The organism is Streptomyces sp. NPDC046261 (assembly GCF_040646235.1).
Lineage (GTDB): Bacteria > Actinomycetota > Actinomycetes > Streptomycetales > Streptomycetaceae > Streptomyces.
In genome coordinates this window covers 530,081-546,492 of record NZ_JBEYZU010000002.1, presented here as the reverse complement: position 1 = coordinate 546,492, position 16,412 = coordinate 530,081, and the positions used below count along the sequence as shown (strand labels likewise).

The following is a 16,412-nucleotide window of genomic DNA, read 5'->3' as shown; positions in this document are numbered from 1 at the left end:
GAAACTGTCCCCATGACGGAGACGACAGTCGGCATCGGCGGCGCGGCGGAGAGCACCGACATGGTGCTCAACATCGGGCCTCAGCACCCGTCCACCCACGGCGTGCTGCGGCTGCGGCTGGTCCTGGACGGCGAGCGGGTCCAGCACGCCGAGCCGGTCATCGGCTATATGCACCGGGGCGCGGAGAAGCTGTTCGAGGCGCGCGACTACCGGCAGATCATCATGCTCGCCAACCGCCACGACTGGCTGTCGGCGTTCTCCAACGAGCTCGGCGTCGTCATCGCCGTCGAGCGGATGCTCGGTATGGAGGTCCCCGAGCGTGCCGTGTGGACGCGCACGCTGCTGGCCGAGCTGAACCGGGTCCTCAACCACCTGATGTTCCTCGGCTCCTACCCGCTGGAGCTCGGCGGCATCACGCCCGTCTTCCACGCCTTCCACGAGCGCGAGGAACTGCAGGCGGTCATGGAGGAGGTCTCCGGCGGCCGCATGCACTACATGTTCAACCGCGTCGGCGGCCTGAAGGAGGACCTGCCCGCGGGCTGGCTCGGCCGGGCCCGGCACGCGGTGGCCGAGGTGCGCTCCCGGATGGACGTCTACGACCGGCTGGTGCTCGGCAACGAGATCTTCCGTGGCCGTACGCGCGGCGTCGGCGTCCTCTCGCGCGAGACCGTGCACGCCTACGGGGTGAGCGGGCCGATCGCCCGTGCCTCCGGCGTGGACTTCGACCTGCGCCGCGACGAGCCGTACCTCGCGTACGGGGAGCTGGCCGACACCCTGAAGGTCGTCACCCGCGAGGAGGGCGACTGCCTGGCCCGCTTCGAGTGCCTGCTGGACCAGACCCACAACGCGCTGGACCTGGCCGACGCCTGCCTGGACCGGCTGGCGGACCTCGCGCCGGGCCCGATCAACCAGCGGCTGCCCAAGGTCCTCAAGGCCCCGGAGGGCTCGACCTACGTCTGGACCGAGAACCCGCTGGGCCTCAACGGCTACTACCTCGTCTCCAAGGGCGAGAAGACGCCCTACCGGCTCAAGCTGCGCTCGGCCTCGTTCAACAACATCCAGGCGCTGACCGAGCTGCTGCCGGGGACGCTGGTCGCCGACATGGTCGCGATCCTGGGCTCGCTGTTCTTCGTCGTCGGCGACATCGACAAGTAGGCACGAACAACGAACGCCGGGCGGGCCGCATGGTGCGGCCCGCCCGGCGTTCGTGCCAGGACCGGTTACGAGATCGCGGTGCGCAGCTCCACGACGTCGATCTGCTCGGTCTCGTCGTGCGCGGTGAGGTCGATGACCGAACCGTCCGCCTCCGCGTCGGCCAGGGCTTCCTCGCCGACGACGTCCGCGAGGTCCTGCTCCTCGACGGGCGTGGCGGGCGGTGACTGCTTCGTACCGTTCTTGGCGGCCTTGCCCTTGTCGCCGGCGTTGCCGAAGAAGTCGAAGCCGCCCTGCGCCCGGGACGCCGGCCTGCGGGCGGCGGGGACGTCGGACGACGGTGCGGCGGCCGCGTCACCGGCCGGCGCGGGTACGGCGGACTTCGGGGCGGTGGGCTTGGCCGCGACGGGCACGGCGGGCTTCTTGCCGCCCGGCTTGGGGGCCTTCGTCGCCGGCTTCTTGCCGCCCGGCTTCGCGGCGGCCTCGGCCGAGGGCTTCGGCGCCGGTGCCGGTGCCTGCGTCTTCGCGGCCGACTGCCCCGCGGCGGCGCGCTGGTCGGCGGCGTTGCTGCCCAGGTCACGCAGCGCGTCGGCGGCCTTGCGGTAGGCGGCGGCGTCGAGACCGGACGTGCCCTCAGCGGACTCCGGACGCGGGGCCTCCAGTGCCTTGGCCGTGCCGGGCGCGCCGTTCTTCTCGAGCAGGCGGCGGCGCTCCAGGGCGCTGGCCCGTCCGGTCTCGGCGGCGGCGTAACGCCGCAGCAGGTCGGCGTGCTCGGTGCGCAGGCGGGCGAGCTCCCCGCGCTTGGCGCGGAGCTTGACCTCGAGCCGGGTGCGCAGCAGACGGGTCTCCTCGAGGTCCGTCTCCAGCTCGGCTATGCGCTCTTCGGTCTTCCACTCGTCCCGGGTCCGGGCGGCGGTGAGCTGGGCGACGCGCTTGCCCGCCGCGCGGTCCCAGCGGCGCATCAGCACGGAACCGACCACGGTGGCCGCGGCGGCGGCCACGGCGAGGCCGCGTATGACGGCTGTTTCGCCCACCGCCAGGGCACCGGCGGCGCACACGACTGATGTCGCGGCGACCGTCAACGGTGGAAGAAGCCGGTGCAGGGGTGCGGAATGGCGGTGGCGTCCTCGTGGCATGGCCTGAAACTTACCGTGCGTCGCCACGAGAGTGTGACTCCACCACCAAACTCTTCCCTTGATCTTACTTCTCCCCTGCTCCCTCACTTCGTCAGAAGCTTCTTCTCCTTCAGGTACTGCGCCGCCACATCCGCCGGCTTGAGCCGCCGTGCGTCGACCTTCTTGTTGAGTTCGGTGAGATCTGCCGTGGTCAGCACCCTGTTCAGCTTGCCGAGCGCCTCGGCGATCTTCTTCGAACCCGCCTTCTGCGTATTCACCACGGGCAAGACGTTGTCGGAGTTCTGAAGCTTCTTGTCGTCCTCGAGCAGCACCAGTCCGAACTGTTCGAGCGTGGCGTCCGTGGTGGTGGTCAGCAGCAGCTGGTCCTTGCCGTCCTTGACCGCCTGCTTGGCCTGGGTGCTGCCGACCTCCAGCGGGTCGATGCCCGTGACGCGGATGCCGTAGGTCTTCTCCAGCCCCGGCCGGCAGAACGGCCGCTGGGAGCATTCGTCACCGGCCGCGAGCTTGACGCCCTCCTTGGACGCTCCAAGATCGGAAAGGGTCTTGAGCTGGTGTTTCTTCGCGAAATCGGCGGTGACGGCGAACGCGTTCTGATCGACCGCCCGGCCGGGATCGAGGACGGTGAGACCGCGCGGCTCGGCGAGTTTACGCAGGGCCTTCACGGTGGCCTCGGCATCGGCGGAGGCCACCTGGGGCGCGTCCTTGCCGTTCTGCTTCTTGTTCAGGAATTCGGCGAGCGTGGCCGCATACTCGGGGACCACGTCGATCTGACCCTTCTCCAGCGCCGGCTCATAGAGCTCACGCGCGTCGACGGTCTTGATCGACGTCGAATATCCGGCGTCCTTCAGCAGGCCGGCGTATATCTCCGCCAGCACCTTCGACTCGGTGAAGGATGCCGACCCGATGACCAGCGATTCCTGGCCGGGCTTGGTGGAACTATCGCCTCCGCCGGATTTCTCCAGGCTGTCGCCGCCGCACGCGGCGAGCCCCGCCGTCAGGGCGGTGACGCCGGCCACCGCCAGCAGGGCGCGGGCGGTCCGCGCTCGACGCGGTGTCCTGGTCATACGGGAACTCCATCCAGTCGGGCTCGACGAGCTGTCAGGCTTGATCAGGCTTGAACGGTCTTCACATGTCCACGCATCGGGTCCAGCAACCGCTGCAGCACCACGAAGGCGCCCTCGACGAGCAGCGCGAGCACGGCGACGAGCAGCGCCCCGGCCACCACCTGCGCGGTGTCGGTGAGCCGGAAGCCGGCCGTGATGATCCGGCCCAGGCCACCGCCGCCGGGCAGCGCGGCGAGCGTGGTGGTCGCCACGACCTGCACCGCGGCCGAGCGCACCCCGGTGAGAATCAGCGGGAAGGCCAGCGGCAGTTCGACCCGGGCGATCACCTGACCGCCCGTCATACCCATGCCCCGCGCGGCCTCGACCATGTCCCGGTCCACCTCGCGCATCCCCACGTAGGCGTTGGTCAGCAGCGGGGGTATCGCGAAGAGGACCAGCGCGATGACCGTCGGCCACGAGCCGTGCGTACCGAGCGGGCTGAGCAGCAACAGCACCAGCACCGCGAACGTCGGCACCGCGCGGCCCACGTTGGAGATGTTCACCGCCAGCGCGCCGCCCTTGCCCACATGGCCGAGCAGCACGGCGACGGGAAGCGCGATCGCGCAGGAGATCAACAGGCAGACGGCGGTGAGGAAGAGGTGCTCGCCGAGCCGGTGCCAGACGCCATCGGTGCCGGACCAGTGGGCGGCGTCGGCCAGCCACTGCCACGTGCGCTCGACAACTCCCATCAGGCCACCGCCTTTTCCGCGAACCCACGGGCCTTCGCGCGGCGCTTCGGCCGCGCCCACGGCGTCAGCATCCGCTGCACGAGCAGCAACAGCACATCCGCCACGACGGCCAGCACCACGCACAGCACGGACGCGGTGAGCACTTGCGCCTTGAAGTAGCTGTGCATGCCTTCGTAGATGAGATTGCCCAGCCCGCCGTAGCCGATGATCGCCCCCACGGTCGTCAGCGAGACGGTGGAGACCGTGGCGATGCGCAGACCCGCCATCAAGGCCGGTACCGCCAGCGGGAGTTCGACGGCGAACAGCAGGCGCAGCGGCCCGTATCCCATGCCGCGCGCAGCCTCGCGGGCCTCCTGCGGCACGGAGGCGAGGCCGGCGAGGATGTTCCGCACGAGGATCGTCAGCGAATAGAGCACCAGGCCCGTCACCACGACCGCCGCCGACAGGCCGAACACCGGCACCAGCAAAGAGAACATGGCCAGCGACGGCACGGTGTAGAGAATCGTGGTCGCCCCGAGCACCGGCCCCGCCACGCCCCGCCATCTGCGGGCGAGCAGGGCGAGCGGGAAGGCGACGAGGAGTCCAATGACCACCGAAGCGAGCGTGATGCCGACGTGCTGGAGCGTGGCGTCCGTCAGTTCGGGGCCGCGCGTCCGTACGTACTCGCCGCAGATCCAGTCGTTGGCGATCAAGCAGTTCTGATCCGCCATCCGCGCCCTCACCTCCCCCTTGGCCTTCACGGTCGGTCACTGGCGACCCTAACCCGGGCTACTGACATTCGCCTCCGACGGGCTTGGGGCTGCACCATTGTTCGAGCAGCAGTACGGCCACAATGGGGACCCATGATCCGTTTCGAGCACGTCACCAAGCGCTACGCCGACGGTACGACCGCCGTGGACGACCTGTCCTTCGAGGTGGCGGAGGGCGAGCTGGTCACGCTCGTCGGACCGTCCGGCTGCGGCAAGACGACCACGATGAAGATGGTCAACCGGCTGATCGAGCCCACCAGCGGCCGCATCAGCGTGAACGGTGAGGACATCTCCACCGTCGACCCCGTCGAACTGCGCCGCCGCATCGGCTACGTCATCCAGCAGGTCGGGCTCTTCCCGCACAAGACGGTTCTGGAGAACACGGCGACCGTGCCGCACCTGCTCGGCTGGCAGCGCAAGAAGGCGCGCGCCCGGGCCGCCGAGCTCCTGGACCTCGTCGGGCTCGACCCGTCCGTGTACGGGGACCGCTACCCCGACCAGCTCTCGGGCGGGCAGCGCCAGCGGGTCGGGGTGGCGCGGGCGCTCGCCGCCGACCCGCCCGTACTCCTGATGGACGAACCCTTCGGCGCGGTCGACCCGGTCGTGCGGGAGCGGCTCCAGAGCGAGTTTCTGCGGCTGCAGTCGCAGGTCCGCAAGACGGTGCTGTTCGTGACCCACGACATAGAGGAGGCCGTGCGCCTCGGCGACCGGATCGCGGTGTACGGCAGCGGGCGCATCGAACAGTTCGACGCGCCGGCGGCCGTGCTCGGCGCCCCCGCCACGCCGTACGTCGCCGACTTCGTCGGGGCCGACCGGGGCCTGAAGCGGTTGTCGGTGACGCCGATCGAGGCCGGGGACCTCGAGCAGCCGCCCGTCGTCCACCTCGACGACCCGCTGACGTCCGCGCGCGCCCGGCTCGCCCGGGACGGCGCGCGCTGGGCCGTCGTCCTGGACGACTCCGACCGCCTGCACGGCTGGATCTCCGCGGACGCGGTGGCCTCCGGCGACGGGACGGTACGGGTCCGGGAGCGGGCGCGGCGCATGGACGCATGGCTTCCGCTGGGGGCGTCGCTCAAGCAGGCGTTCAGCACGATGCTGCAGCACGACGCGGGGTGGATAGCGGTGCTCGACGGGGACGCCGCGGATCACTTCCTGGGGGTGCTGACGCCGGCGCGGCTGCACGAGGCGCTGCGGCGGTCGATCGAGGCCGATGCGCGGGGCGGCTCGCGCCGAGAGGCGGCGGTGGAAACGGTGCCGAGCGCTTAGCCGTGGCCGGGGGCGGGTGCCGGGTGGATCTGGCCCCTGCCCCGCCCTTTCACCGTTTCTTGTCCTCAAGCGCCGGACGGGCTGGAAGTGCTGTCCGCCGGACGGGCTGAAAATCAGCCCGTCCGGCGCTTGAGGACCGGGGTGCGGGGCGGAGCCCCGACAAGTCAGGCGCGTGCGGCGCCCGTGCCGTCGTTTTCGTCCTCGTCCTCCGGGAGCTTGCACACGCGCTCCATGAAGAAGGCCGCCGCTATCACGCAGGCGCCCGCCAGGACCGACGCGCCGGCGTAGATCGCCTGGTCGCGCCGGGCGGGGACGTCGAGGCCGTCGATGAGCAGGAAGACGCCGACGCCGCCGTACATGCCCGCGACCAGGGCCGCCACCAGGGCGCTGGCCTGTCCGAAGACCACGGCGCGCGCCGCCAGCAGGGGGTCGACGCCCTTGGCGCCGGGCCGGCGCTCCCGCTGGGCCCGCAGCCGGGCCCGCAGGGACAGCGCCGTCGCGGCGAGGACCACCGCGATGACCGCCAGCACGATCGGCGCCGCCACCGGGACGCTCGGCAGCGTGCCGAGGGAGTCCCAGAGCCGGGCGGCGCCCCACGACAGCACGCCGGCCACGGCGAACAGGCCGGCCAGGACCCCGATCCGAAGTTGCTTCACCGAGCCGTCGCCCCTCATCGTCACCCGTCCTCAGCGCACACGAAACCACACAGGCCCAACGGCTACTCGGGCAGTCGCAGTTCCAGGTCGGCCCGCGGTTCGACGCCGCCACGGTCCATACCGGCCAGCAGCTCGGCCACCGGGCCACGCCCCGGAACCACAGCTTCAGGCTCCACGTCGTACCACGGCACGAGCACAAAGGCGCGCTCATGCGCGCGCGGGTGCGGCAGCGTCAGCACGGGGTCGTCGGAGACGACGTCCTGGTAGGCGACGATGTCGACGTCCAGCGTGCGCGAGCCCCAGCGCTCCTCGCGCACCCGCTCGAAGGCCTCCTCGATCGCGTGCCCGCGCTCCAGGAGGGAGTCCGGCGGAAGGGTGGTCTTCACCAGCACGACGGCGTTGAAGTACGACGGCTGGGAGCCGGGCGCGACGCCCCAGGGCTCGGTCTCGTAGACCGGGGACACGGCCTTGACCCGCAGGCCGGGCGTGTCCTCCAGCGCGTCGATCGCGCCCTGCAGGATCTCCAGGCGGTTGCCCAGGTTGCTGCCGATGGAGATCACGGCTCGCTTGGGGTTGCTCAGCGTCACATCGGCGGCGTCCACCCGCTCCACCACGGAGGCGGGCACCGGCTGCACGGTCGGGTCGCTGCTGCTCATACTCGGCTCCGGGTAATAGTGATCGTCACGTCGTCGAAAGGAACGGTGATCGGGGCGTCGGGCTTGTGCACGACGACCTCCACCTCCCGCACCGGTTCGTGCTTGAGGCACTGCTCGGCGATCCGCTCGGCGAGCGTCTCGATGAGGTCGACCGGCTCGCCCTGGACGATGTCGACGACCTCCTCCGCCACGATGCCGTAGTGCACGGTCTTCGCGAGGTCGTCATCGGCCGCGGCAGGCCGGGTGTCCAGGCTCAGTACCAGGTCGACGACGAAGGTCTGGCCTTCCTCGCGCTCCCGGGGGAACACCCCGTGGTGCCCGCGAGCCTTCAAGCCGCGCAGCGCGACACGATCCACCCGAATCACTCCTGCTGGTTGTCGGTATGGGCCGGTAGGGAAGCCCGCCGGTCGTCGCCGGCGCGGCCCCCGTCCCTGCCGTCGGCCGGGTTGCCCACCATCGAATCTACCTGCGGACACCGACAGCGCCCGCCCACGGGTGCTATGGACAAGGGGCATAAACGGTGCTATCCGGCACCCGCCCCGACTACCCCGCCGACCCGCGATCCACCCCTACCCGGTCGGCGAGCAGCTCGAACGAGTGGTCACATACCCCTCACACTGACGTGTCCTACGCCACGTCACCCCGTCGGCTCAGCCGGGCCCGATCCGCCGGAATTACCCGGTTCGTCCTCATCTTCCTCTTCCCGGCCCGCGAGGACCGGCGAGCCGTGGTGCGACCACACCTTCCACTCGTCACCCGAGCGCCGGAAGACGTTCGTGGCCACGACCAGCTGGCCCACCAGCGGCCCCAGCTCGCCCTCGTTCTCGGCCGGGGCGCCGCTGAGGATGTTCTCCGTGCAGGTCACCATCGCGGTGTCCCCCGCGACCGTCACCTCGACGTCGGTGAGGAAGAACTGGATGTAGTCGGTGCTCGCCATGATCAGGGCGTACGAGCGCAGGACCTCGTTCCGCCCGCGCAGCACCGGCCACCCGGGGTGGACGCAGGAGACCTCGGTGCCCGGCACGTTCAGCCAGAGCCGGTCCATGGCCGCCGTGTCGCCGCGCTCCACCGCCTCGTACAGGGCCGTATTGGCCAGCTCGACCCGCTCGCTGTCCGTACGGGCGGCGCTCACACCGCCCCCTCGGCACCCTGCACGGCCCGTACGACCCGCACCGCGTCCGCGCTCGCCCGCACCTCGTGCACCCGCACCGCCCACGCTCCCTCCCGTGCCGCCAGCGTCGAGACGGCGGCCGTCGCGGCATCCCGCTCACGGGCCGGCGGCGGGTCGCCGTCGGGCCCGGCCAGCACCCGGCCCAGGAACCGCTTGCGGGAGGCGGCCACCAGCAGCGGCAGCTGAAGCTCCCGGCGGATCCGGCCCAGCCCGGCCACCAGGGCCAGGTCGTGCCCGGCGTTCTTGGCGAAGCCCAGGCCCGGGTCCACCACGATGCGCTCCGGCTCGACGCCGCCGGCGATCACCGCGTCCACGCGCTGCCGCAGCTCCCCGAGGACGTCCCCGGTCACATCGGGCCCGTAGACGGCCCGGCTGTTCATGTCGGCGCTGAAGCCGCGCCAGTGCATCACCACGAACGGCACCCGGGCCGCGGCCACCACCGGCACCATCGCCCGGTCCGCGAGACCGCCGCTGACGTCGTTGACCAGCACCGCGCCCGCCTCGACCGCGGCCTCGGCCACCGAGGCGCGCATGGTGTCCACGGACACCACCACGCCCTCGCCCGCCAGCTCGCGGACCACCGGGACCACCCGGCGCAGCTCCTCGTCCTCGTCCACCCGGGACGCGCCCGGACGGGTGGACTCCCCGCCCACGTCGACCAGGTCGGCACCGCCGGCGACCAGGTCGAGGCCGTGCTTGACCGCCAGGGCGGTGTCGAACCAGTGCCCGCCGTCCGAGAACGAATCAGGGGTGACGTTGACCACGCCCATCACCGCACAACGGTCCCACTCGGGCAGTCCGACCGGCCCCACGGGACCGCGCAGCGTACTCATACCGACCAGCCTAGGGCGTGCGGCGGGCCCGGCACCGCACCGCACGGGGGCCACGAAAGCGGAAGCCCTCCCCGGGCGGTGTCCGGGGAGGGCTTCGGCGAGGCGAGCCGGGCGGCTCGCGCCACGCGGGTCTAGGCCGCGCGCGTGACCTCGCTCTGCGCGGGCGCGCTGTCCTCGTCCTGCGGGTAGGGGCGCGGCTCCGCCGGGCGGCGGCGCAGCAGCCGCGGCAGCTCCAGGAAGCCCTCCGCCTGCATCATCGCGAAGCCGATGCGGGGCAGGTCGCGGCTGGTCGGGAAGACGATGAAGCGCGGCTCCCAGCGGGGCCGGAACTTCTCGTTGAACTTGTACAGCGACTCGATCTGGAACCAGCGCGAGAGGAAGATCAGCACGGCGCGCTGGATGCGCACGACCGGGCCCGCGCCCAGCTTGCCGCCGCGCTCCAGGGCGGAGCGGAAGAACGCGAAGTTCAGCGACATGCGCTTGATCTTGAGCTCGGGCGCCGCCTGCAGGAAGGCGACGATCAGCAGCTCGTTCATGCCCGGGTCGGCGCTGCGGTCGCGGCGCATGAGCTCCAGCGAGCTGCCGTCCTTGCCCCACGGCACGTAGTGCTGCATGGCCTTGAGGTCGCCGAAGGGGAAGTCCTCGCCCTCCTCCGGGTCCTTGTGGGCCGTGGCGATGATCGCGTCCAGGTCCTTCGGGTCGCCGATGCGGCCCAGCGCCATGGAGAAGCCGCGCTCGTCCTCGGTGTCGCGCCAGGCGTTGGCGGCCTTCTGGACGACCTCGAGCTCCTCGGGCGTCAGGTCCCCGACGCGGCGCACCTTGGTGCTGTAGCCGTTGCGCTCGATGCGCTTGACCATCTGGCGGACGTTGCGCATGGAGCGTCCGGAGAGGCTGAAGTCGGCGACGTCGACGATGGCCTCGTCGCCCATCTCCAGGGCGTCCAGGCCGGTCTCGCGGGTCCACACCTCGCCGCCGGTCTCGCTGCAGCCGGCGACCGCGGGGGTCCAGGAGTGGCGCTTGGCCAGCTCCATGAACTGCTCGATCGCGCCCGGCCAGGCCTCGACGTCACCGATGGGGTCGCCGCTGGCGAGCATCACGCCGGAGACGACGCGGTAGGAGACGGCGGCCTTGCCGCTGGGGGAGAAGACGACGCTCTTGTCGCGGCGCAGCGCGAAGTGGCCCAGCGAGTCGCGCTCGCCGTGCTTGTCGAGCAGCTCGCGCAGCTTGTCCTCGGCCTCCTCGGTGAGGAGGGGGGCCGGGTACGCCGGCTGGAAGGCCAGGAAGGCGGTGGTGGCGACCGTCAGCAAGCCGAGCGCGCCGAGGGAGTAGCCGACGGTGTAGTCGACGCCGCCGGTGTAGCGGATCGATCCTTCAAAACCGAAAAGACCCCAGATGACGTGCTCGATCTGCTCCAGCACCGGCGGGTCGCCGATCATCTGCTTCGGGTGCGAGCCGACGATCACCCAGCCGAGGGCGAAGCTGACGCCGCCCAGGAGGATGAAGTTGGCCACTGCCTTCCAGCGGCTGCGCGGGTCCGGCAGGGCCGGGAACGCGTTCTGGTGCCGCAGGAGGTACACGAAGAGCAGCAGGGAGAAGACCGTGCCGACGATGGAGTGCCGGTAGATCAGCTGTGCGGCCGCGCCGATCGGCAGGACGACCACGGCGGCGAGCCAGGCGCGCCTCTTGGCCCGCTTGAGGCCGTGGGCGAGCATGAGCAGCAGGATGCCCACGACGATCGAGCCGGCCGCGGCCAGCTGCGAGACCGTTCCGGGCAGCACCTCGGCAAGGGAGTGGACCTTGCTGAAGCGGAACCTGGGGACGACCCCCGCCACGATGTCCGCCAGGCCGATGAGGGCACCGACCGTCCCTACGACGGCAGGCACGCGCTCGGGCTTTGGTCCCTTCGCGAGACGCGCAAGCACCGACAGCCACTTCGGCCCCTGGGGAACCTCGTCGGACTTTTTGCCATCTACCCTGACAGACATCTCTTCCCGTCGTCCTGTCGAGTGGGCCTGCGCCATTTGGCGGCAGCACCCGTGCAATGTGCGCCCTGTAGGACGACGGTTTCGGGGTTGAGGTTCCGTGCGGGGCCGAGCCCGGAAAGAAGTAACCATTCCGCGACTCGGCGCCGGGTCGCTCGGCAGAAAGCACCAGCACCTCATGGGTCTCACCAGCATGGCAGTACTCCTGCTTGCCATCGTGGCGGCGGTAGTGCTCTTCGCATTGACCATTTGGCTCTGGCCCCGCCTGGGCAAGAAGGGCGTCGGCTCCGTCTTCGCCCGGGTCGGCATGATGCTGGCCACGCAGCTGTCGCTGTTCGCCGCCATCGGCCTGTGGGCGAACCAGTCCTTCGGCTTCTACGGGTCGTGGGCCGACCTCTTCGGCCAGGTCAAGAACGAGGGCGTGGTCGTCGACCACAGCGCCGGCGCCAAGCGGGTACAGGTCGTGAGCGCCCAGGCGGTCAAGGTGCCGCGGGGCGACGTCCCGCGCGTCGGCGGCAAGATCGAGAAGATCAACGTCTCCGGCGTGGACTCCAAGATCAGCGGCCCGGCCTATGTCTACCTCCCCCCGGAGTACTTCCAGCCGGAGTACGCCAAGAAGAACTTTCCGGCCTCGGTGGTCCTGACCGGCTTCCCGGGCACGGCCGAGGCCCTGATCAAGGGCCTGGACTACCCGGTGCGCGCCCACAAGCTCGCCAAGGCCAAGCAGATGCAGCCCACCATCCTGGTGATGCTGCGCCCGTCCGTGGTCGGCCAGCGCGACACCGAATGCATCAACATACCCAACGGCCCGCAGGCCGAGACCTTCTTCACCAAGGACCTGCGCAAGGCCGTCACGGAGCACTACCGCGTGGGCGACAAGGCCGCGAACTGGGGCATCATCGGCAACTCGACCGGCGGCTACTGCGCACTGAAGATCGCGATGCGCAACCCGGACGCCTTCAGCGCCGCGGCCTCCCTCTCCGGCTACTACAAGGCCCTGCAGGACCCCACGACCGGTTCCCTCTTCGGCGGCAGCAAGAAGCTGGAGAACGAGAACGACGTGTTCTGGCGGCTGAAGAACACCAAGATGCCGCCCATCTCGGTCCTGGTCACCAGCAGCAAGCAGGGTGAGCACAACTACAAGGACACGCTGAAGTTCATCGAGCAGGCCAAGGGCTCCGCCCGGGTCTCCTCGATCATCCTCGACAGCGGTGGCCACAACTTCAACACCTGGCGCCGTGAGCTGAACCCCACCCTGAAGTGGATGGGCAGCCGCCTCAGCGCGTAAGCGACACCGAGCACGAACCACAAAGGGCCTGCCGATGAGCAGGCCCCTTTCGTTTCCGCTAGCGGGCCATGATCAGGCTCATCGCCTCGGCACGCGTCGCGGGGTCGCGCAGCTGCCCCCGCACCGCGGAGGTCAGCGTCTTGGCGCCGGGCTTGCGGATGCCGCGCATGGACATGCACATGTGCTCGCACTCGATCACCACGACCACGCCGCGCGGCTCCAGGATCTCCATCAGGGAGTCCGCTATCTGCGTCGTGAGCCGCTCCTGCACCTGCGGCCGGCGGGCGTAGACGTCCACCAGCCGGGCCAGCTTCGACAGACCGGTGATCTTGCCGCTCGTCGCCGGGATGTAGCCGACGTGCGCCACGCCGTGGAAGGGCACCAGGTGGTGCTCACACGTGCTGTACACCTCGATGTCCCGGACCAGCACCATCTCGTCGTGCCCGAGGTCGAACGTCGTGGTCAGCACGTCCACCGGCTCCTGCCAGAGGCCGGCGAAGATCTCCTTGTAGGCCCGTGCCACGCGCGCCGGGGTCTCCCGCAGGCCCTCCCGGTCCGGGTCCTCGCCCACCGCGATCAGCAGTTCCCGGATGGCGTTCTCGGCCCGCTTCTCGTCGAACTCGCCGATGGAACCCTCGGCGTCCAGCGTCACCGGGTCGGTCATGGGCTTGCCTCGTTCTCTCGTACGTGTACGCGCCAGTGCGGCCTCTCAAGGGCGCGCATATGCGCGATGCCGCGCCCCCAAGGCTAAAACCTGGGGAACGCGGCATCCATTCCGGCCCCTGTCAGGGCCGGATCGCTGTGCGGCCGGGATCAGCTCTCCGACGTGCCGGAGGTGTCCTTCGGGAGCTCGACCGTCTCGACGGTGTTCACTCCGTTGTTGCTGGCCGGGGCGAGCTCCTTGGGGGAGAGCACCGGCGGGCGGGTGGAGGGGGTGCGGCGCGAGGAACCGGTCCACGCCGGGCGGGCCGGGCGCTTCACGATGTGCTTGAAGATCTCGGCGATCTCCTCCTTGTTCAGCGTCTCCTTCTCCAGGAGCGCCAGAACCAGGTTGTCGAGGACGTCGCGGTTCTCGACCAGGATCTCCCACGCCTCGTTGTGCGCGGTCTCGATGAGCTTCTTGACCTCTTCGTCGACCAGCGCGGCGACCTCTTCGGAGTAGTCCCGCTGGTGCGCCATCTCACGGCCCAGGAAGGGCTCGGAGTTGTCGGAGCCGAACTTGATCGCGCCGAGGCGCTCGGTCATGCCGTACTGGGTGACCATCGCGCGGGCCGTGGCGGTGGCCTTCTCGATGTCGTTCGCGGCACCCGTGGTCGGGTCGTGGAAGACGAGCTCCTCCGCCGCGCGCCCGCCCAGCATGTAGGCCAGCTGGTCGAGCATCTCGTTGCGCGTGGTGGAGTACTTGTCCTCGTCGGGGAGGACCATGGTGTAGCCGAGCGCACGGCCCCGGGACAGGATCGTGATCTTGTGGACCGGGTCGGAGTTCGGGGAGGCCGCCGCGACCAGGGCGTGACCGCCCTCGTGGTACGCGGTGATCTTCTTCTCCTTGTCGCTCATGATCCGGGTCCGCTTCTGCGGTCCGGCCACGACACGGTCGATCGCCTCGTCCAGCATGTGGTTGTCGATCAGCTTGCGGTCGCTGCGGGCCGTCAGCAGGGCGGCCTCGTTCAGCACGTTCGACAGATCGGCACCGGTGAAGCCGGGGGTCCGGCGGGCGACGGCCGCGAGGTCGACGTCCGGGGCGACCGGCTTGCCCTTCTGGTGAACCTTGAGGATCTCCAGACGGCCCTGCATGTCCGGACGGTCGACGGCGATCTGCCGGTCGAAGCGGCCCGGGCGCAGCAGCGCCGGGTCGAGGATGTCCGGGCGGTTGGTGGCGGCGATCAGGATGACGCCGCCCTTGACGTCGAAGCCGTCCATCTCGACGAGCAGCTGGTTCAGCGTCTGCTCGCGCTCGTCGTGCCCGCCGCCGAGACCCGCGCCACGGTGCCGGCCGACGGCGTCGATCTCGTCGACGAAGACGATGGCGGGGGCGTTGGCCTTGGCCTGCTCGAACAGGTCACGGACCCGGGAGGCACCCACACCGACGAACATCTCGACGAAGTCGGAGCCGGAGATCGAGTAGAACGGCACGCCCGCCTCGCCGGCGACGGCGCGCGCGAGCAGCGTCTTGCCCGTACCGGGCGGACCGTACAGCAGCACGCCCTTGGGGATCTTGGCGCCGACGGCCTGGAACTTCGCCGGCTCCTGCAGGAACTCCTTGATCTCGTGGAGCTCCTCGACGGCCTCGTCGGACCCCGCCACATCGGCGAAGGTCGTCTTCGGGGTGTCCTTGGTGATCAGCTTGGCCTTGGACTTCCCGAAGTTCATGACGCGGGAGCCGCCGCCCTGCATCTGATTCATCAGGAACAGGAAGACCACGACGATCAGTACGAAGGGCAGCAGCGAGAGCAGCACCCCGACGAGGGGGTTCTGCTTCGACGTCGAGACGTTGTAGCCCTCGGGCAGCGTCTTCTGGTCATCGTCGTCGGCCTTGGCCTGCAGATCCTTGGAGATCTCCACGCCCTGGTCGCCGATGTAGTTGGCCTGGACCTTGCTGGAGCCCTTGATCTTCTGGCCGCTGATCAGCTCGACCTTGATCTTGTTCTCGTCGCCGGTCGTCAGCTCGGCCGATTTCACCAGATTCTTGTCGATCGCATGCACGACCTGGCTGGTGTCCACCGACTTGTAGCCGCCGGACGAGCCGACGACCTGCATCAACACGACCACGGCGAGGACGGCCAGCACGATCCACATGACCGGCCCACGGAAGTAGCGCTTCACGTCCATCCATACGGGGCGCGAGCGCCCCGTCCCTCCTGCCACAGTGAGGCACGGTCACCCCGGATCGGGGTGCCTGTGCGTGCGGTGTCCTGCTCGACCTTGAAAGCTTGACTTGAAAGCTCGACTTGAAAGCCTGAAAAGGCTGACCTTCGGACGGTACCCCAGCATTGTCACCCGACGCCGCCGCGGACGGTCAATAAACCCGCCCTCACCCTGCTCCAACGGCGGGAAACCCGGTACGGTTCCCGCGCGCCGGAGTGTGCGGTGCGCCGGCAGAGGTGCCGGGGACGCCCTCAGCCGCCGTAGACGTGCGGTGCGAGCGTGCCCACGAAGGGCAGATTGCGGTACTTCTCCGCGAAGTCGAGACCATAACCGACGACGAACTCGTTCGGAATGTCGAAACCGACCCACTTCACGTCGATGGCGACCTTCGCCGCCTCCGGCTTGCGCAGCAGCGTCACGACATTGAGCGACGCCGGCTCGCGGGAGCCGAGGTTCGACAGCAGCCACGACAGGGTGAGGCCGGAGTCGATGATGTCCTCGACGATCAGGACGTGCTTGCCCTTGATGTCGGTGTCCAGGTCCTTGAGGATCCGCACCACGCCGGAGGACTGGGTGCCCGCGCCGTAGGAGGACACGGCCATCCAGTCCATGGTGACGGGGTTGGACAGCGCACGCGCCAGGTCCGCCATCACCATCACGGCACCCTTGAGGACGCCGACGATGAGCAGGTCCTTGCCCGCGTACTCCACGTCGATCTTCGCGGCCAGCTCGGCCAGCTTCGCGTCGATCTCTTCCTTGGTGATGAGCACCGACTTCAGATCGGTGCCCATGTCCTTGTCGTCCACCCGCGCCACTCTCGCTCGTTCAAGACTCGTCCGGCCTACAGGGCGGAGTCGCCCCGTTCG

At 69.8% G+C, this 16,412-nt stretch carries 16 protein-coding genes; 3 read left to right on the top strand and 13 right to left on the bottom strand.

The window, feature by feature from the left end:
* Window positions 1-12 precede the first annotated feature (12 nt).
* The gene (locus ABZ956_RS06640) at window positions 13-1,155 is read left to right on the top strand and encodes an NADH-quinone oxidoreductase subunit D (protein WP_361887894.1); all 1,143 of its coding nucleotides are present in this window, start codon (window positions 13-15) and stop codon (window positions 1,153-1,155) included.
* A 65-nt stretch (window positions 1,156-1,220) separates the two neighbouring features.
* Here ABZ956_RS06640 and ABZ956_RS06635 read toward each other — a convergent pair whose 3' ends face one another.
* The 4 genes from ABZ956_RS06635 to ABZ956_RS06620 all read right to left on the bottom strand — a co-directional run bounded on the left by ABZ956_RS06635 (window position 1,221) and on the right by ABZ956_RS06620 (window position 4,790).
* On the bottom strand, window positions 1,221-2,186 hold the full coding sequence (locus ABZ956_RS06635; RefSeq protein ID WP_361887892.1) for a hypothetical protein: 966 nt from the start codon (window positions 2,184-2,186) through the stop codon (window positions 1,221-1,223).
* A 185-nt stretch (window positions 2,187-2,371) separates the two neighbouring features.
* Window positions 2,372-3,352: an ABC transporter substrate-binding protein gene (locus ABZ956_RS06630; RefSeq protein WP_361887889.1), complete on the bottom strand. Its 981-nt coding sequence runs from the start codon at window positions 3,350-3,352 to the stop codon at window positions 2,372-2,374.
* A gap of 44 nt (window positions 3,353-3,396) precedes the next feature.
* The gene (locus tag ABZ956_RS06625; RefSeq protein WP_361887886.1) at window positions 3,397-4,080 is read right to left on the bottom strand and encodes an ABC transporter permease; all 684 of its coding nucleotides are present in this window, start codon (window positions 4,078-4,080) and stop codon (window positions 3,397-3,399) included.
* Window positions 4,080-4,790 carry an ABC transporter permease gene (locus ABZ956_RS06620; protein ID WP_361887883.1) on the bottom strand — a complete coding sequence of 237 codons (711 nt, stop codon included), beginning with the start codon at window positions 4,788-4,790 and terminating at the stop codon, window positions 4,080-4,082. Before ABZ956_RS06620 ends, ABZ956_RS06625 begins: the two co-directional genes overlap by 1 nt.
* 132 nt (window positions 4,791-4,922) lie before the next feature.
* On the opposite strand from ABZ956_RS06620, the gene ABZ956_RS06615 reads away from it, so the two are divergent.
* On the top strand, window positions 4,923-6,095 hold the full coding sequence (locus ABZ956_RS06615) for a betaine/proline/choline family ABC transporter ATP-binding protein (RefSeq protein WP_361887880.1): 1,173 nt from the start codon (window positions 4,923-4,925) through the stop codon (window positions 6,093-6,095).
* Window positions 6,096-6,259: 164 nt separating this feature from the next.
* Here ABZ956_RS06615 and ABZ956_RS06610 read toward each other — a convergent pair whose 3' ends face one another.
* From ABZ956_RS06610 to ABZ956_RS06585, 6 genes are all read right to left on the bottom strand, one after another.
* Window positions 6,260-6,751 carry a DUF3180 domain-containing protein gene (locus ABZ956_RS06610; RefSeq protein WP_361887877.1) on the bottom strand — a complete coding sequence of 164 codons (492 nt, stop codon included), beginning with the start codon at window positions 6,749-6,751 and terminating at the stop codon, window positions 6,260-6,262.
* 62 nt (window positions 6,752-6,813) lie between these two features.
* Window positions 6,814-7,407 (bottom strand): 2-amino-4-hydroxy-6-hydroxymethyldihydropteridine diphosphokinase, encoded by a 594-nt coding sequence (gene folK, locus ABZ956_RS06605; protein ID WP_361887874.1) that lies wholly within the window; start codon window positions 7,405-7,407, stop codon window positions 6,814-6,816.
* Entirely contained in the window at window positions 7,404-7,763 is a 360-nt protein-coding gene (folB, locus tag ABZ956_RS06600) for a dihydroneopterin aldolase (protein WP_071962305.1), read from the bottom strand. Before folB ends, folK begins: the two co-directional genes overlap by 4 nt.
* Window positions 7,764-8,044: 281 nt before the next feature.
* Window positions 8,045-8,539, bottom strand: coding sequence for a nuclear transport factor 2 family protein (locus ABZ956_RS06595; protein ID WP_361887871.1), 495 nt, complete (start codon window positions 8,537-8,539; stop codon window positions 8,045-8,047).
* On the bottom strand, window positions 8,536-9,411 hold the full coding sequence (gene folP, locus ABZ956_RS06590) for a dihydropteroate synthase (protein ID WP_361887868.1): 876 nt from the start codon (window positions 9,409-9,411) through the stop codon (window positions 8,536-8,538). The genes ABZ956_RS06595 and folP overlap by 4 nt, the downstream gene beginning before the upstream one ends.
* A gap of 131 nt (window positions 9,412-9,542) precedes the next feature.
* The gene (locus ABZ956_RS06585; protein WP_361887866.1) at window positions 9,543-11,396 is read right to left on the bottom strand and encodes a phosphatidylglycerol lysyltransferase domain-containing protein; all 1,854 of its coding nucleotides are present in this window, start codon (window positions 11,394-11,396) and stop codon (window positions 9,543-9,545) included.
* A gap of 175 nt (window positions 11,397-11,571) precedes the next feature.
* Here ABZ956_RS06585 and ABZ956_RS06580 point away from each other — a divergent pair, with 175 nt between their 5' ends.
* A complete protein-coding gene (locus tag ABZ956_RS06580; protein ID WP_361887863.1) occupies window positions 11,572-12,681 on the top strand; it encodes an alpha/beta hydrolase-fold protein in 1,110 nt (369 codons plus the stop codon).
* A gap of 58 nt (window positions 12,682-12,739) precedes the next feature.
* On the opposite strand, the gene folE is transcribed toward ABZ956_RS06580, so the two are convergent.
* The 3 genes from folE to hpt all read right to left on the bottom strand — a co-directional run bounded on the left by folE (window position 12,740) and on the right by hpt (window position 16,337).
* Window positions 12,740-13,345 carry a GTP cyclohydrolase I FolE gene (folE, locus tag ABZ956_RS06575; RefSeq protein ID WP_361887860.1) on the bottom strand — a complete coding sequence of 202 codons (606 nt, stop codon included), beginning with the start codon at window positions 13,343-13,345 and terminating at the stop codon, window positions 12,740-12,742.
* Window positions 13,346-13,494: 149 nt separating this feature from the next.
* On the bottom strand, window positions 13,495-15,510 hold the full coding sequence (gene ftsH, locus ABZ956_RS06570) for an ATP-dependent zinc metalloprotease FtsH (protein ID WP_361888046.1): 2,016 nt from the start codon (window positions 15,508-15,510) through the stop codon (window positions 13,495-13,497).
* Between the two features lie 287 nt (window positions 15,511-15,797).
* Window positions 15,798-16,337: a hypoxanthine phosphoribosyltransferase gene (gene hpt / locus ABZ956_RS06565; protein ID WP_171083878.1), complete on the bottom strand. Its 540-nt coding sequence runs from the start codon at window positions 16,335-16,337 to the stop codon at window positions 15,798-15,800.
* Window positions 16,338-16,412: the final 75 nt, after the last annotated feature.